This is a genomic window from Symmachiella dynata (assembly GCF_007747995.1).
GTDB classification, from domain to species: domain Bacteria; phylum Planctomycetota; class Planctomycetia; order Planctomycetales; family Planctomycetaceae; genus Symmachiella; species Symmachiella dynata.
In genome coordinates, this window is record NZ_CP036276.1 from 4,718,187 (window position 1) to 4,733,373 (window position 15,187).

Below are 15,187 nucleotides of genomic sequence, written 5' to 3' on the forward strand. Positions count from 1 at the left end.
AAAAAACTTGGCCCGGTTTGGCGGATTTATGCTTGAAATTTTCCGCCGCAGGACGTAAGTTCCCCTATCGGAATCGGGACGATTAGCTCAGTTGGCTAGAGCGCCACGTTGACATCGTGGAGGTCACTGGTTCAAGTCCAGTATCGTCCACTCGGCTCCACATGTACCAATTGGTACTGAGTCGCTAACCCCTGCCGTTGCAGGGGTTTTTTTATGCGCGGGGGGCGGCTTTGGGTACAATTTGTTGGTTTGGCCTGTTTTCCTAGCTGTCCAATCAGCCGGAGTTTGCATTAAGCGGCTGTAACGTGTGCCTTGGTGGTAGGGCTCGCCTTCACGATGCTAATCCACCTTCACGAACCATCGCGCAACCTCTGGTCGGTGTCTTCGGCGATCACGTCGTTCCATGTCATCTCTTGGCCGGTTTCTTGCGCGCGGATCATTGCCAACACCGCTCGTTCCACATCGGCTCCTTGCAATGCCGCTGCCTCTAGCTCTTTTGCTGAAATTGCAACGCCGGCTTGCGCTGCCATGATTTTCCAGCGGACGATATCTTTGACAGGCGAGCGGCGCAATTTCATCCCGACCACCTGTATCAAGGAAATGTGGGTTCGAGCCAGAAATGCCTGTAACCACAAACTGCCGATCTGGAAGTAAAAGACGCCAGTCACGATGACCATGAGAAACATTACACCAATAAACGCAACAGCTAACCATTCTCCCATTTTCTGCGCTGGAGCTGCAATCACCGCCGTCCACATTTGTAACTGAATCATCCTCTTGTCCTTCCGTAGGGTCCAATGGGAAAAACGCAGCCATTGGCCAGGCTTACTTCGGTGTTCGCACGTCCACACAGACGATCTCGCGGCCGTCGCGTAGATAGAGCAATCCCGCGCAGAGGGCCGGGGCTTGGCGGGTTGGACCGAGTAGCGGTGTGCGGCCGATCTCTTGGTAGTGCTGGGGAGAGGCTTCTATCACGACCAGTTCGCCTTTGATGGTCGAAATGAATAGTTTGCCGTCGCCAGCGATTAGGTTGCCTTTGCCGAAACGTGTTTGTCGCCACACCCGTTCACCGGTTGCTGCATTGACGCAGGTCAGGTGGGTGACCGGTCCGGCGCTGCCGACGTTGTCGAAGCCGTATAGATAGCCATCCATCAGTATCGACGTTTGCCACTCGTTGCGCAGCACACTTTTGACGCCTTGTGAGGCCCAGACTTCGGTCGGACGGAATCGGTCGCCGTCGGGTAACAGTTTCAACAGCACGCTGCCGTGATTCTCCGCAGCGGAAATGAACACCTGCTCTTTGAATGACAGTGGGGTGGCGATGTTGCAGTCGTAATCGGTCTTGTATGGATAGCGCCACAGGTCAGCGCCGTCTTGGGCTGCAATGCCAATCACCGAACTACCGGTGAACACGACCGCTTGCTCTCGTCCCCCCACGTTGAGTAATGCCGGGGAGGAATACCCCGCCGTCTCCTCTGTCCCCGCTTTCCAAGCGGGTTTGCCGGATTTTATGTCGTAGGCAACTACCGTTGCTTGAGGCGCGCCGATCGTCACAATGACCCGTTCGGCGGCAACCAATGGCGAACAGGCCATGCCGTAATCCGCTGGCTGTCCGCCATGTTCTTCAAGCGTGTTGTGTGACCAGAGGATATCCCCGTTGGAAAATTTGAGAGCAACGAGAATTCCTTCCCCAGTGAACGCAAACACCTGGTCGCCCACAATCGTCGGAGTCGCTCGCGGACCGTCCCCCTGCCCGTTGCGGTACTCGGGTGCGACGGGTGTACTCCAGATCGGCTTGCCGGTCGCCGCATCGATACAAATGACCCGTTGCTTACCATCGGTTTGTACCATCGTCAGCAACCGTCCACGGCTGATTGCCAATCCCGACATGCCCACACCCCCGGGCATGCGCCAGACTTCTTTGGGCCCCTCGTCCGGCCATTTGTCGAGTAAATCCGTTTCTGCGGAGATGCCGTTACGGTGCGGCCCGAGAACCTGTGGCCATTCCTCTTCAGCCTGAACGTCGACAGCAAGGATGAGTAAAACCGCACAAACACAGGACCATGTTTTCAGCATTGGGACTTCCTACTGTTATGTCCGCAGAAACGAGGCGAGAAGTCCGGTTCTCGCTTTACCGCAGATATTCTAACAACCAATGAATCGTGTTGCAGGTGCGGTTTTGCTCCCGTGCCAGGAATTATCGAGGTGATGGTCCATCCCTTGAGCAACTGCTCGATTCTGATCTTCTGCGACCTCCTTGGTGAGTCGAGTTCCACACAGAACAAAGGGCGTTATAATGACGTGTCTCGCAAACGGGTTATCAATGGGCTGTTAGGGCTTCTCGAACAAGAAAACGGCGGCGGCTTGATATTGTCCGCATCTGTTCTCGATGGCAAGCGGGCGATGATACATGACCGAAGGGCAATCTCCTCAATCCGGTTTCGCAATCCCCTGGTGGCCGGTCATCGTGACTATCGCCGTCTGGGCGATCACGGAATGCCTTTATCTGTTTGGTTATCAGCAGGCACCTTTGGGAACTGTCTTTGACGGGTTTGTGGGGACGACTGATGACCAGAACATGTATTTTTCCTTCATCCGTCAAAGCGCCGACGGGCATTGGCTGTTCACCAACCGATTGACGCATATCCCGCACCAACCGGCGCTGTTCAATCTGGAATGGCTCATGGTCGGTAAGCTGATGACATTACTGGGCGGATCGCAGCGGTGGGCCTATTCGATTTGGCGGGCCATCGGGACGGCTGTGCTCATTTTTGGATTTTGGAGTCTGGCCTGCGCAGCACTGCGCTCGCAATTTCATCGCCGAGTCGCCCTGTTGCTGTGTGCGTTTGGATGCGGATTTGGTTGGGTTTTTCTGATTTTGGAAAAAGCCGGCCTCACAGCAAAATGGCCGGCGGCCATGCTCGACCTTTCGGACGCCATTTATCCGTTCGGGCAGATCCTGATCAATCCCCACCTCTCGATATCGCACGGATTATCGTTGCTCTTTCTTGCGGCATTTATTGTCGGTGAGAAAACTGAACAACCGCGCTGGTATGGATTCGCTGCGGCGATTGCCGTGCTGCACGGGCTGATTCGTCCCTACGATTTGATTCTCCTGACCGGCGTGATCCCCCTGTATTGCCTGTTGGAGTCGGTCGTCACGCGCAGTTTTTCGTGGAGGAAGCTCGGTCTTCGCGCGGTGCCGTTGATCGCGATTGCCCCATTGGTTGGCTATTACGTTTGGTTGTTCCATTACCACCCCGTTTTTAAATATTGGGCCGGGCAAGGCGCCGTTAAGGAGATGCCCTTGGGGGGGCACCTCTTCAGCTTTGGTGCGATTGGGTTGCTCTGTGCCGTGCGATTGTGCTGTTTTCGCCGCTATCCGCTCAACGGACCGGCCGACCGATTGCTCTGCGTTTGGATTGCCGGAGCACTGGTGTTGGTGCATGCCAACAAACTACCGCTGTTTAGCTTCTTGCCCTACAGCCCGGTGTTTGGCATCACGTTGATTACGCCCATGGTCATCTTGGCGGTCCCTTTGAGCGATGCGATTAAAAATCGATTGGCCACCCGTCGTGTCCGGGTTTTGGTGGGTGTGTTCGTGGTCTTGATCGCCATCAATTCACTGGGCAGCGGAGTGTGGGTGTTGAAGACGGTCTATAACCTCCGGTCGTTTCCTGATCACTACATCGCTACGACCGATGCCCAAGCATTCGACTGGTTGAATACACATAGCCAGGAATCGGATGTTGTACTGAGCACGCTGTATACGGGAAATCGCATGGCCAAACAGGTCTCCGCCCGGATGGTGCTGGGCCATTGGTCCGTCACCCCACACGTCCGCGAAATGACCCGCACGGCTGTGGATTTTTATGCTGGAGAAATGTCGCCGACCAGCGCCAAAGCATTCCTGGATGAGTTGGATGCCGAATGGATCTATGTGGGGCGCGACGAAGAACAGTTCGGAACGATCGCGCTAGAAGAAATTCCGGGAGTGACCCTCAGCTATGCCAATGACGAGGTGCGGATTTACTCTTACAGCGGTGCGGCACACGATCCAGAATGATGGGTTGGCTAAACCGTCGGTTGCTTGGTGAAATATTATTCCAAATGGCGACGGATTTCCTGAGCGGCCATGCGCACGGCGGATTGAATGGCCGGAACTTGGCAGAGCGCGTTAGAATTCCCAAAATCATGCGTTAAGCCGTTCACCCGCACGCACACCACGTCCACACCTGCTTCACCGAGCTTGCGGGCATACGCTTCTCCCTCGTCGCGCAGCACATCGAATTCCGCCGTCTGGATCAACGTGGGCGGCAGTCCGTTGAGTTGATCGAGCGTGGCGCTAAGCGGCGAAGCCCAGATACTGCCGCGTTCGGATTCGTCGGTCGTGTAATGGTCCCAGAACCAATACATCATGGCGCGGGTCAGAAAATAGCCTTCGTGAAACTGTGCATACGAAGCGGTGTCGAAACGCGCATCGGTGACCGGCCAGAATAAGACCTGTTGGCGAATCGGTGGTCCGTTTTCCAGTCGACATCGTAGGGCCACCGCCGCAGCCAAATTGCCGCCGGCGCTGTTTCCTACCACTGACAGACGACTCCCATCCACGCCGATTTGCTCGCCATGCTCGGCGACCCACTGAGTCGCCGCATAGACCTGATTCAAGGCGACCGGATAACGCGCTTCGGGCGAACGTTCGTAGTCGACGAACACGGCAACCGCTCCCGACTGGGAGACAAGCTCGCGCACAAATCGCTCGTGCGTCGAAAAGTCACCAATCACCCAACCGCCGCCATGAAAAAACATGAATCCCGGCAACAGGTCTTTGGACTGCGAGGGACGAACGATGACCAACCGAATCTCGTGCCCGTCGACCGTGATGGTTTTCTCCAACACGTCCGCCGGAGGAAGATCAAACGGCACGGATGACTGGGCATCCGTCATCATCTCACGCGCTTCGGCAGGGCTGACGGTCTCCATGGCAGGAATGTTGCTGCGATTGAATTCGTCCAGAAGTAGTTTCGTCGTGCGTTCCATCACCGGCTGGCGAAAGTTCTGAGAATCAAAGGGTGAGTCGGCAGTCGATGTCATCGCAAGGTTTCCGAGTCAGGTGTATTGAATGATGTTCTCTGCAGCAGATTGTGTGAACAGTATGCGTCTGAAGATTATTTGTCGAGCAATTCCAGACACTCCAATTCTGCGCACAGCCGCAGCAGAGGGATTTCGTTGTGCCCTGCCCCAGGGATCTTGATGAATTGGCCATCAGCGGCCGCCTCTGCCAATTCGCGTCCATGAGCCACAGGAACCATATCGTCCTCGGTACCGTGAAACACGACGACTGGTGCTGTCACACGCGTAATGCGTTCAATAGAGGGCCAACGATCGAGCAGAAGATACTGAAACGGAAACAGCGGGTAAAGCCCAGCGACTGTGCGGGGCATCGAGACGAACGTCGCATTCAAAATCAATGCTCCAGGCTGTGGCGGGTTCGCATTTTCCGATGTCCACAACGAGAGCGCCACCGCTCCGCCTAGGGACTCGCCAAAAATGACAATACGTCCCGGTTCGTAGCCAAGGTCCCCGCAGGCATAGTTCCAGACGCGCATCGCATCGGATGCCAGATGTTGTTCCGATGGCGAACCGGAACTGTCGCCGTAGCCGCGGTAGTCGAAGATCAACACATCAAATCCGCAGCGGACAACCTCGCGCAGGTCGTTGATCCGTTCGTATCGGTTTAATGAATTGCCGGGAAAATAGACAACCAACGGCCTTTGAACTGCGCCATCATCGCCGGCTTGCTGCATCAACCAGCCGTTGAGCTTCTCTCCATCTGGCGTCTGAATCTGAACATCGCGGACCGCTTCCGCATCAAGCCCCACGGTCGTTACCCGCAGATCGTTGGCCACGGTTGGTCGATAGATCAACTTGCGTTGTAACACAACAAAGATAATCACGACCGCCAGATAGGGTACGAGCAGATAGAGCACAACTGCGCGGCGTATCCGTTTCCACCACCCCACTTTGAGGGGCGGCGGTGTTCCGGTGAGTTGTTGATCACCTGCGGCGTCCAAATAACGCTCCCGGTCGGGCCCTCAAAGTCTGCTGACAACTCCACAGATGCGCCCGCCGGACGATGGGGTGATCCCATCGCCGGCGGTGGCGATCGATCTACTTGGGCATCGGCAAAACAATCACAGCGTTCTCAGCAAAGGTGGCTTCGCCCTCTTTGCCGTTGATGCGATATTTGACAGTCAATTCCTTGCTGGAACCGGGAGCCGGGTCTCCGCCGAAGCTTTTGTTATAACTTCGTTTGCTCAACAAAATCAGCGGCAAATCGCGGACCTGTTTTTGCAAATTCTTGGTGACATCCTTGTACGTGTTCCCGGCTCCATACTTCGCTTCGATGATTTCCAGCTTGATCTTTTCCAAGCCTGCTTGCGCCAAAAGCTTTTGCACGTTGCCTCCTTTGTCCCCCAATTTCTGGGCGATGACCAACGTGGATTCGTAAGCTTTGTCTTTGACCTCAGGATCGGCCAGAGAATCGATGGCCAGTTTGAGCGTCTCGGCATTCGGATACCGCGCCAGCACTTCCAACACCAATTTGCGCTCGGCCGCCCTGCGCGAAGCGTCCAGCGCCTTACCACACATTTCCGCACGTTGGTCTTCAGGCAGATTGAACTGCCGCGCGATGCGGACATAACCCCGCAGCGCACGCACGTGATATTTTTCCGCCGGAAGTGTTTTCGCCAAGTCGAGTAGTACCGGCGCCGCATCGGCGGTCATCCATTTCCCCAGCAACGCGCTGCTGGACTCTTGCAGTGGAATACTGTTGCTTTTCGCCGCTTCGGCAATCGTCGCTAGCGCATTCGTGCCGCCCATTTCGGCTAGGATTTCGAGCAGGGCAACTTTGGTCGGGACGGACTTCGTTTGTTTAACCGCTTCGGCCAGTTGAGCCGCGCAGGCTTCCCGATCCGGCATGCGAATGCTCGCCGCCTTCAATGCCCGCTGAGCGACCGGTGTATCTTCGGAATGCTTCGGCTTGGTCGCCCGGGCGATGAGGGCGGATAGATTCTCTAGTTCGACCGTTTCGCCGAGTGACGATAATGCGGCATGCCGCACGTCCGCATCATCATGGTCCAAGGCTTTGAGTAGCGTGGGGACGGCCGCAATGCGACGCGTTCCGACAACCTCCAACAGCAGCGGATATTTTTTGCCTTCAGCAGCGGGTAGGAGCGCGACGACCTGTGCGTTCACGTTTTCCCCGGGAAGATCGGCCAATGTGGCTTTCGCAGCTTGCGTCAGTTCCTTATTGCCTTCGGTCGCGATATTCAGCAGTGCCGAGAGACAGGAAGCATCCCCCACGCGGCCGAGCGCGTCAATGGCGGAGAGCCGCACGGCTTGGGGACCTTTCGCGGCAGCCTGTAAGATGGCAGGCAGAATCACTGTCTCGGGCCGGTCGGCCATGGCTTGAACGATCAAAGCCGCCCGCTGGGGTTTCGCACGCGCCAATTCATCGGCCAGCGCCTGATCGACTTTGTCTCCGGGAAATTCACGGGCTGTGCCTAAAGCCAACTGAAACTTCGCTTTGTCCGGCGACTGAAATTGTTCGATCAACAGCGGAATTCCGTCCTGACCTCGTGCGAGAATTGCACCACGCAACCCTTCGATAATTCGTTGTTGCGGGACATCGGCGTTGCGGACTTCGTCGTAGATTTCCACAGCAACCGCAGCGTCTCCGGCAGCCAGCGATTGTTCGGCACACAGGACACACCCTTCGGCGATGGCAGAACGGATCTTTTCAGGACCGGCGGCCAACGACTTGCGTAACACTTGAGTGGCCTCGGAATTTCCGATGTGCCCCAGGGCGACTGCCGCAGCGGAGGCGACTTCCACATCGTCATCCTGCAATCGCTTGGTTAACAGCTCGACCGCTTGAGCATCTTGGCGGACGCCAATGGAGTTGAGCACGCCGACCAACAGTTGTCCGTCGAGCGAATCGGTCGCATTTCGTAATGCCTCACCGGCGGTACTACCTGGAATCGCCTCTAGGGCAATCCGCGACCAGGAGGCCAATTGCTCATTGGATAACAGTTCTGCCAAGTCGGGCACAGCGGCGTCTGAGCCGTGGATCGCCAACAATTTGCAGGTGATCGCCTTCTCCGCGGGTGGTGCGTCGGAACGGAGGACGGCGAGCAGTTCTTGCTCTTTTTCCGACGACGCTTTGGCTGCATTATCGGCTCGCAGTGAAGTGGTGGCAATGCCAACAACAACGGCGAACAAAATGAAGCCGCGTGCCATTTGTCGATTCATATACATAGTAGCGGTCCCAATATTTTTAAGGACGTTTTGATGGTGAGTCTCAACCGCAATGCGGGTATACGTGGGGTGTCAGACGTGCCAATAAGCCGGAGCCTACAGCCGCCATGGCTCGCGCAGTGCTTCGGATCGCAGACGATTCGCCTGTTCGTCATCGATGAACGTGTGCGTTTCGTTGTCGTATTTGACTTGGCGATCCAGAGACAGGGCGATGTTGGCGGCGTGACACGCGATATGTGCGTTGCACGCCGCATCGGCGTTGCCTTTGGGTTTCGAGCGGGTTTTCACGCAGTCGAGGAAATCGCGGACGTGGAACGTCGCCGGATAACCGCCGATTTCTTCCACGGTCCGACCAGCCAATAACGCGGGTGAACTGAGCACGAGTTTGCCGCTGTCCCCCGCTTCGACCCAGCCATCTTCGCCTTCGAACCGCACCGGGCAGGAGCCGAGTGGAATCCAGCCGTCTTCGCGGAAGACCAACTCCACACCGTTTTCGTAACGGGCGACCAATTGGCCATCCTTGGGCGGATCGTACACAACCGGCGGCGGGCAATCGTCGACCGCCCATTGGCAAAGATCGACACAGTGCGAACCCCATTCGAGCACGCCGCCACCGACCAAGCCGCCTCCTTTTTCGAAATTAAAACCATCCAGCAACTTCGCATTAAACGGCCGCCAGGCTGCCGGTCCGAGATACATGTTCCAATCGACGACTTCCTTGTCCGGCTCCGGTTCCGCCGGCAGCCAGCCGCTCATCATCGCTTGCATCCCGGCGGGATGGGCATAGACACGTTTGAGTTTTCCCAGTTTTCCCGTCCGTGCCAATTCGCAGGCAAACGCGAAGTGCGGCAGATTTCTCCGCTGCGTTCCCGCTTGAAACACCCGTCCAGTCCGCCGCATGGTGTCCTTGAGGATCAAACTTTGGGCAATGTTTTTGGTGCACGGCTTTTCGCAATACATATCCTTGCCGGCTTTGGCCGCTGTCATCGCGGCGGTTGCATGCCAGTTCGGGCCGGTGGCGATCAGCACCGCGTCGATATCTTTGCGGTCCAGCAATTCGCGAAAGTCGCGATAGGTGTCACAATTCTGGTTGCCGTGATGGTCGTCGGCGATCTTCTTAACGGCCGTGCGGCGGGCTTCCTTGATATCGCAAACGGCGGCAAATTGAACGTCCGGTTGTTCCAAGAAGCAACTGAGATCGTAAGTACCACGATTTCCAATACCGATGCCCCCCACGACAACCCGCTCACTGGGAGCGACAGCGCCGTCCAGCCCCAATGCCGAACTGGGGATGACCATCGGCGCGATTGCGGCAGCACCGGCGGTCGCCAAAGTGGACTTCAAAAACCGACGGCGAGGAATCTTGTTTTCCGGAGCTGACATCTCGTTATCTCCTAAAGGTTGTAATTTGTATTGCTAAAAACGCTGGTGAATCCGGGTGCCACTGCTGGCTTGTCCAGCAGTGTTGTTGGCGGTTATGAAATTAGCACTGGCGGACAAGCCGCCAGTGGCACCCCGTATTTTGCTTCGTAGGTTAATTGACTCGCACGAGTTTCATGATCCGGCCTGAGGTATTCCAATCCTGGACGTACAGGTTTCCATCCTTATCCCAGTAGGATCCGTGCGTCCCACTGAAGAGGCCCTCGACCCAGTCCTTTTGCGGCACATTAAAAGACCTCCCTGCTTTGGCATCCGGATTGTGCCCCAACACAGCGATGATGGTGTTTGTCTTATCGAGAATCACCACGCGGCCTTTCAAATCGGGAACCGAAACGAAATCCCCCTGGACGGAGACAGACGTTGGCATTCCCAATCCGGTCACGACTTCATCGATGTAATTTCCATCGAGATCGTAGTGTAGCAAGCGTCCTTTGGGTTCATGGTTGCGATCGCAGATCAACAGGCGGGGCGGATTGTAGCGGGTATCCAAGGTCATCCCGTGCGCTGTGTTGAATTGTTTGAGTTCGTTCCCCTTGGTGCCGAAGTGCATCAAGTATTTGCCGGTCTTGTCGAACTTAAAGATGTGGTTGCTGGCGTAACCGTCGGAGAGAATGATGTCGCCGTTGGGCGCCACCGTAATCGCCGTGGGGCTGAATTTCTTCAGTGCCAGTCCCGATTCTTCGGGGAACGGCAGCTTCAGCACGATGTCGCCGGTCTGGGCATTGAATTTGATCCCCTCGGCGTTGGCGTTGCGTGCACCGTAGATGTATTCGACGCCCTCTTCTTCACGGATCTCCATATCGTGAATGTTGGAGTACTCATCTCCCACAAAGCGGCGAATGACTTTGCCATCCGGTGTAAAGACAAACACACCGATCTGTGCGCTGGTGTAGATATTGCCATCGTTGTCGATCACCACAGCCCCGTGCGTCGGCCCCAGCACCGATTTGCCATCTTCGTCCAGCCCCCAGCCCGGGACGGTGTCGAAGGTCATCGCCCCAGCCCCCATCCGCACCGGCGCGGTTTTCTCACCCGCATTGACTGGTCCAGCAATGAACAACATGATCGCCACAGCGATGTAAGCCGAGAACTGTTTCATGAATTGGATTCCTAATTGTTGTTATTGTGAGGGCGTTTTCGGATCGGCGGCAAAGTTCGCCAGAAAACCGCAGCGACGCAGGCTAGTGCGCGTTCTGCCGTAGAGCATTTAGTATCCAGTGGCGAGCGATGAAATTCAACCGGTAAAGCTTTTCCGGCGGTCTGAGCTGTGTCGATGGCTCAAACAATTTCTTTAAGATGACGATAATTTCAAAGCGGCAAGAGGGGCTTTGCTTGGTGTCTGACCTTAGCAACACCGGGTTATTGACAATCAAACATATTGCAATCGCACTGAAAGCCCCCAAAAGAGACACGATGTCAGTTTCTTACCGACTTGTCCTCACCAACCGGGTTTCTTACTGTATCGTTTTTGCCGATTCCGCCTGATACGAGAAACACCATGGCTACCAAAGAGGATACGCGGCACTGGGTCGGATTTGACTTAGGCGGCACGAAGATGCTGGGTAAGGTTTTTGATTCGCAATTTCGTTCCCTCAGCCACGATCGCGCCAAGACCAAGGGAAACGAGGGGGTGGAGTCCGGTCTGGTCCGTATTACGAAAACCATCCACAAAATGCTGGATCGAGCGGACCTGAAGCCCAAAGATATTGCCGGCATCGGCTTCGGTTGTCCCGGTCCGCTGGATCTTGAGCGCGGGATTGCGCACAGTGCGCCGAATCTGGGCTGGGAGAACGTTGCACTCAAGGATCATTTGGAAGACGAATTCGGCTGCCCGGCTGTTATTTTGAACGATGTCGACGCCGGAGTGTATGGCGAATACCGCTTCGGCGTTGCTGCGAAAAGCCGGGTGGTCGTCGGCGTTTTCCCCGGCACGGGAATCGGCGGGGGTTGTGTCTATGAGGGAAGCATCATGCGCGGAGCGACCGGTTCCTGCATGGAAATCGGCCATGTGCAGGTGGCACCCGAAGGGCCATTGTGCGGCTGCGGACAACGTGGCTGCCTCGAAGCGGTCGCCAGCCGTTTAGTGATCGCCTCCCGGGCCGCAGCGGCTGCCTACCGCGGGCAAGCCCCATATTTGCTGGAAAATTCCGGCACCGATTTGACAAAAATTCGCAGCAAAGCATTGGCCGATTCCATCGCCGCCGGTGATACCGCCGTGGAAAACATCGTCCGCGACGCCGCACGGCAAATCGGACGGGCGGTCGCCGGCGTCGTGCACCTGCTGGGTCCTGACTTGGTGGTCCTGGGGGGTGGACTTGTTGAAGCGATGCCGAAGTTGTTTGTCACCGAAGTCAATGAATCGGCAAAAAAACGCGTCCTCCCCGCTCTGATGAAAACGTTCGAGGTCGTTCCCGCCAAACTGGGAGACGACGCCGGAGTCATGGGTGCCGCCGCCTGGGCACAACACAACGTCGACACCGATGCTCAGGAAGAAGCATGAGGCCAAGGCATGGCCAGCATTTTTTTTCTTCCTCAAGCCTGTCCCCTCAAACCTCAAGCCTTTTGAAACGTGCGTGACTGAAACCATTTCCCGGCAGGACTGTTCAATAGTGCGGGGAGAAAAACCAAGTCCCCCACGAGCGTTGCGGTCAATAACGTAAGCATCAGCCAGGCGAATCGCCCTGTCGGCACGAAGCCGCTCAGCGCGAACACGACCATTCCCATTCCACAAATGACCGTGGTCTGGATCATCGCCCGCGCACAATGTCCAAAGCAGAGGCGTACTGCTTCAGCCCGGTCGTGGCCGCGCGTGGTTTCGATGCGAAACCACGTTAGAAAATGCAATGTGTCATCCACGGCGATCCCCAAAGCCACGCTAGCGGTCATCATCGTGCCGATCCCGACGGGGAGATCCCACCACCCCATCGCGCCAAACACGACGGCAGCGGGAAAGACGTTGGGCAACATGGCGATCAGGCCGGCACGGATCTTGCCCAACACAAAAATCATCGCCAGCGCCACCAATCCAAACGCGGTTAAAAAACTGCTGTAGAGGTCGTGCAACAATATGCGTTGCGATTTGGAGACGACCGGCATGACACCCGTATATTCCGCCGAGATCGTCGGTCGTTGACCCGTTTCAACTTCTTCCAACACAGGGTCGACCACCTGACGCAAATCGGTCAGCGACTGGTGGTAATCTAATTCTTGCATCGCCGGGAGTCGCGCGCTGATTCGCCAACTTTGACGTCCGTCCGTTTCGTAAAAATAGTTTCGTTGAATCAACTGTTGACGAATCTCTACCTCTGCGACAGCCAGTGCACGCGACTTCAACAGTTCGACCGGTGGAACTTGATAGGTGGGGAATGACGCCGGAAATTCGTCCACAGCATACGTCACCGGTTCTGACGCGCTCGATTGCAATCGCCCCTGGGCAAAGGCCTGCAATGCCGCAAGTGATGTTCGAGGCGGACGGCTCAATGCCTCGACCACGAGAGCATCGGCGAACTTGGCACCCTCGCGAAATGTCGAGTGATGCAGACTCACCATCGTCACTGCCGTTGCGGGCCGCGTAAACGCAAGCGCCGCCCGGTGTGATTCAGTTGTTGACAATGCATGCGGTATCAAAGAGGCCTCTGGCAAATCGCGCGGGATCGGCAACTGCAAGCGTGCGGCCACCGCCATAGCTTGTTGCTCGTCCGGCGCGTTTTGCGTGAGAATTGGCGTGAACGTCGCTCCCGACAGAGTCCCGGCAATGTGCGGGACGCGACGAATCGCCTGCTCAACGCGTCGCACGACATCAATCCGATCGCTAAACAGTAAATCGTTCCGGTCATCAAAATTTAGAATGACTTCCACCGGCACGAGCGGGCCCAGGTCCCGTTCCAAGACCTCATAATTCCGCGAAATCCGACTCTCCGCCGGGAACAGACTATCGAAGGCAATTGAGGAGCGAATGTTTTGCAGTCCATAGCCAGCGACCAAAGTGCCGATGAGAAACAAGACACAAAGCGGCAGCGCATACCGCTGAATTCCGGTAGCATAAACGTCAAGAATCCGGTCGAAACGGCGCGGGCGCGGCAGTGGTGCTCCGTCTTCAGCCACCGTCATTGCTGGAGTGATAATCGCGGGCCATTTGACCAAGGCTCCCGGTAGTACATACAGCAACAAGGCAATCGTCACCGAGACGCCTCCTGCGGCGAAGAGACCGAATTGCACGATCGGTTCAATGTCACTGACGCACAAAGACAATAATCCCATGGCCGTCGTCACCACAGCCAAGATGCACGGACGACGCCCCGCTTGAAAGGCACGATCGGCGGCTCCGGGAACTCCAAATCGGCGGACCGCATCGTAATAGTAATTGACCAAATGCACGCCGGCCGAGACCGTGAGCACCAACACCAACGTGGGCAACACGATCAGCAGGGCATTCATCCGCACACCCGACCAATGCATGCTGGCTAAAACCAGTCCCTGCCCAAACAGGGCTGTGCACAGCACGATCGTCGTATACCGCCAAGACCGCAAACACCACCAGCACAAGAGCGCTGAGACAATCGTCGAGGGAATACTCAATCGATTGGCGTCGAACGTCGCTTCAGCATCGAGAAATGCTCCTTCCACCGCTGGTCCCGCCAACAAGAACTGCGCTTCATCAATTCCGGTCACTCGCTCCGCCTCACGCAGAATCACCGAAATCGACTCATCCCGCTCATAGAGGCCCTTTTCGGTCAAAACGACAACCAGACAACTAAAATCGCTGTCCTTCCCCACCAACGAACCGCGCAGCCGTGACAATGCTTCATCGCGCGACAAACTCAACGGAGGCTCCATCAATTCCTGAAGCGCCGTATAACCACTGACAGTTTCGTCGAAGTAAGCGGCCTCTTCAGCGTGAGACTCGTCACCGCGCAGCGCCGTGATTGCCGCTGCGACTTCTGCCAACCGGGGATCGTCGACCGAGCAACCGGGCCAACTGAGTAGCACCGAATTGCCACTTTCAAATTCATCGATGAACCGTTCCAACGCCTGCCGTTCCGGAAGCGAGTCGGGTAGCCACCGTGATGGCAACGTCAACATGCTGTGCATGGTCTGCTGCGCGGCAATGCCGATGAACGGCACCATGCAGAGCATCAAGATCGACGCCATGAGCCAACGACGACGAAAACGCGTTTCGATGGCGGTGATGCTGTCTGCAGAACAATTTGCGGGCGCGAGCGGTGGGTTACCGAGGGGAGTCATAGGTCCTTCTCTCTCACAATGTGCCAGCCTCTCCGGATGATCCGGCGAGGCGAATTCAACGGTGTCGTCAAACAGTCGTGGCTGTGAGAGAAAGATTCATTTTTTCTAGAGCGGCGTCGATCAAGCAGGATCCAACCGCTGTACTGCCCAGAATGCGTTCCCGGCGACATTCTGCAGGCATTGT

At 56.3% G+C, this 15,187-nt stretch carries 10 protein-coding genes and 1 tRNA gene; 3 read left to right on the plus strand and 8 right to left on the minus strand.

Annotated features, from left to right (window positions below):
• Positions 1-76 precede the first annotated feature (76 nt).
• Positions 77-150: transfer RNA gene (locus tag Mal52_RS17895), tRNA-Val, on the plus strand.
• A gap of 200 nt (positions 151-350) precedes the next feature.
• Here the strand turns inward: Mal52_RS17895 and Mal52_RS17900 are convergent.
• Positions 351-758, minus strand: a complete 408-nt coding sequence (locus tag Mal52_RS17900; protein WP_197534296.1) for a flotillin-like FloA family protein — start codon at positions 756-758, stop codon at positions 351-353.
• Between the two features lie 67 nt (positions 759-825).
• On the minus strand, positions 826-2,076 hold the full coding sequence (locus Mal52_RS17905; protein WP_145377687.1) for an outer membrane protein assembly factor BamB family protein: 1,251 nt from the start codon (positions 2,074-2,076) through the stop codon (positions 826-828).
• A 334-nt stretch (positions 2,077-2,410) separates the two neighbouring features.
• Here Mal52_RS17905 and Mal52_RS17910 point away from each other — a divergent pair, with 334 nt between their 5' ends.
• Positions 2,411-4,066 carry a hypothetical protein gene (locus Mal52_RS17910; RefSeq protein ID WP_145377688.1) on the plus strand — a complete coding sequence of 552 codons (1,656 nt, stop codon included), beginning with the start codon at positions 2,411-2,413 and terminating at the stop codon, positions 4,064-4,066.
• A 35-nt stretch (positions 4,067-4,101) separates the two neighbouring features.
• Here Mal52_RS17910 and Mal52_RS17915 read toward each other — a convergent pair whose 3' ends face one another.
• The 5 genes from Mal52_RS17915 to Mal52_RS17935 form a co-directional block, all read right to left on the minus strand.
• Positions 4,102-5,094, minus strand: coding sequence for an alpha/beta hydrolase (locus Mal52_RS17915; protein WP_145377689.1), 993 nt, complete (start codon positions 5,092-5,094; stop codon positions 4,102-4,104).
• Positions 5,095-5,168: 74 nt separating this feature from the next.
• Positions 5,169-6,074, minus strand: coding sequence for an alpha/beta hydrolase (locus Mal52_RS17920; RefSeq protein WP_145377690.1), 906 nt, complete (start codon positions 6,072-6,074; stop codon positions 5,169-5,171).
• Positions 6,075-6,171: 97 nt separating this feature from the next.
• A complete protein-coding gene (locus tag Mal52_RS17925; protein ID WP_197534297.1) occupies positions 6,172-8,301 on the minus strand; it encodes a HEAT repeat domain-containing protein in 2,130 nt (709 codons plus the stop codon).
• 114 nt (positions 8,302-8,415) lie between these two features.
• Positions 8,416-9,702: a Gfo/Idh/MocA family protein gene (locus tag Mal52_RS17930; RefSeq protein WP_145377692.1), complete on the minus strand. Its 1,287-nt coding sequence runs from the start codon at positions 9,700-9,702 to the stop codon at positions 8,416-8,418.
• Positions 9,703-9,853: 151 nt separating this feature from the next.
• Positions 9,854-10,858, minus strand: coding sequence for an NHL repeat-containing protein (locus Mal52_RS17935; protein WP_145377693.1), 1,005 nt, complete (start codon positions 10,856-10,858; stop codon positions 9,854-9,856).
• 399 nt (positions 10,859-11,257) lie between these two features.
• On the opposite strand from Mal52_RS17935, the gene Mal52_RS17940 reads away from it, so the two are divergent.
• Positions 11,258-12,259, plus strand: a complete 1,002-nt coding sequence (locus tag Mal52_RS17940) for an ROK family protein (RefSeq protein ID WP_145377694.1) — start codon at positions 11,258-11,260, stop codon at positions 12,257-12,259.
• Between the two features lie 53 nt (positions 12,260-12,312).
• On the opposite strand, the gene Mal52_RS17945 is transcribed toward Mal52_RS17940, so the two are convergent.
• The gene (locus Mal52_RS17945; protein WP_145377695.1) at positions 12,313-15,003 is read right to left on the minus strand and encodes an efflux RND transporter permease subunit; all 2,691 of its coding nucleotides are present in this window, start codon (positions 15,001-15,003) and stop codon (positions 12,313-12,315) included.
• Between the last annotated feature and the right edge of the window lie 184 nt (positions 15,004-15,187).

Coding starts and splice junctions, on each gene's coding strand:
- Mal52_RS17900 (WP_197534296.1), bottom strand. CDS start 758: ATGTGGACGGCGGTGATTGCAGCTCCAGCGCAGAAAATGGGAGAATGG.
- Mal52_RS17905 (WP_145377687.1), bottom strand. CDS start 2,076: ATGCTGAAAACATGGTCCTGTGTTTGTGCGGTTTTACTCATCCTTGCT.
- Mal52_RS17910 (WP_145377688.1), top strand. CDS start 2,411: ATGACCGAAGGGCAATCTCCTCAATCCGGTTTCGCAATCCCCTGGTGG.
- Mal52_RS17915 (WP_145377689.1), bottom strand. CDS start 5,094: ATGACATCGACTGCCGACTCACCCTTTGATTCTCAGAACTTTCGCCAG.
- Mal52_RS17925 (WP_197534297.1), bottom strand. CDS start 8,301: ATGGCACGCGGCTTCATTTTGTTCGCCGTTGTTGTTGGCATTGCCACC.
- Mal52_RS17930 (WP_145377692.1), bottom strand. CDS start 9,702: ATGTCAGCTCCGGAAAACAAGATTCCTCGCCGTCGGTTTTTGAAGTCC.
- Mal52_RS17935 (WP_145377693.1), bottom strand. CDS start 10,858: ATGAAACAGTTCTCGGCTTACATCGCTGTGGCGATCATGTTGTTCATT.
- Mal52_RS17940 (WP_145377694.1), top strand. CDS start 11,258: ATGGCTACCAAAGAGGATACGCGGCACTGGGTCGGATTTGACTTAGGC.
- Mal52_RS17945 (WP_145377695.1), bottom strand. CDS start 15,003: ATGACTCCCCTCGGTAACCCACCGCTCGCGCCCGCAAATTGTTCTGCA.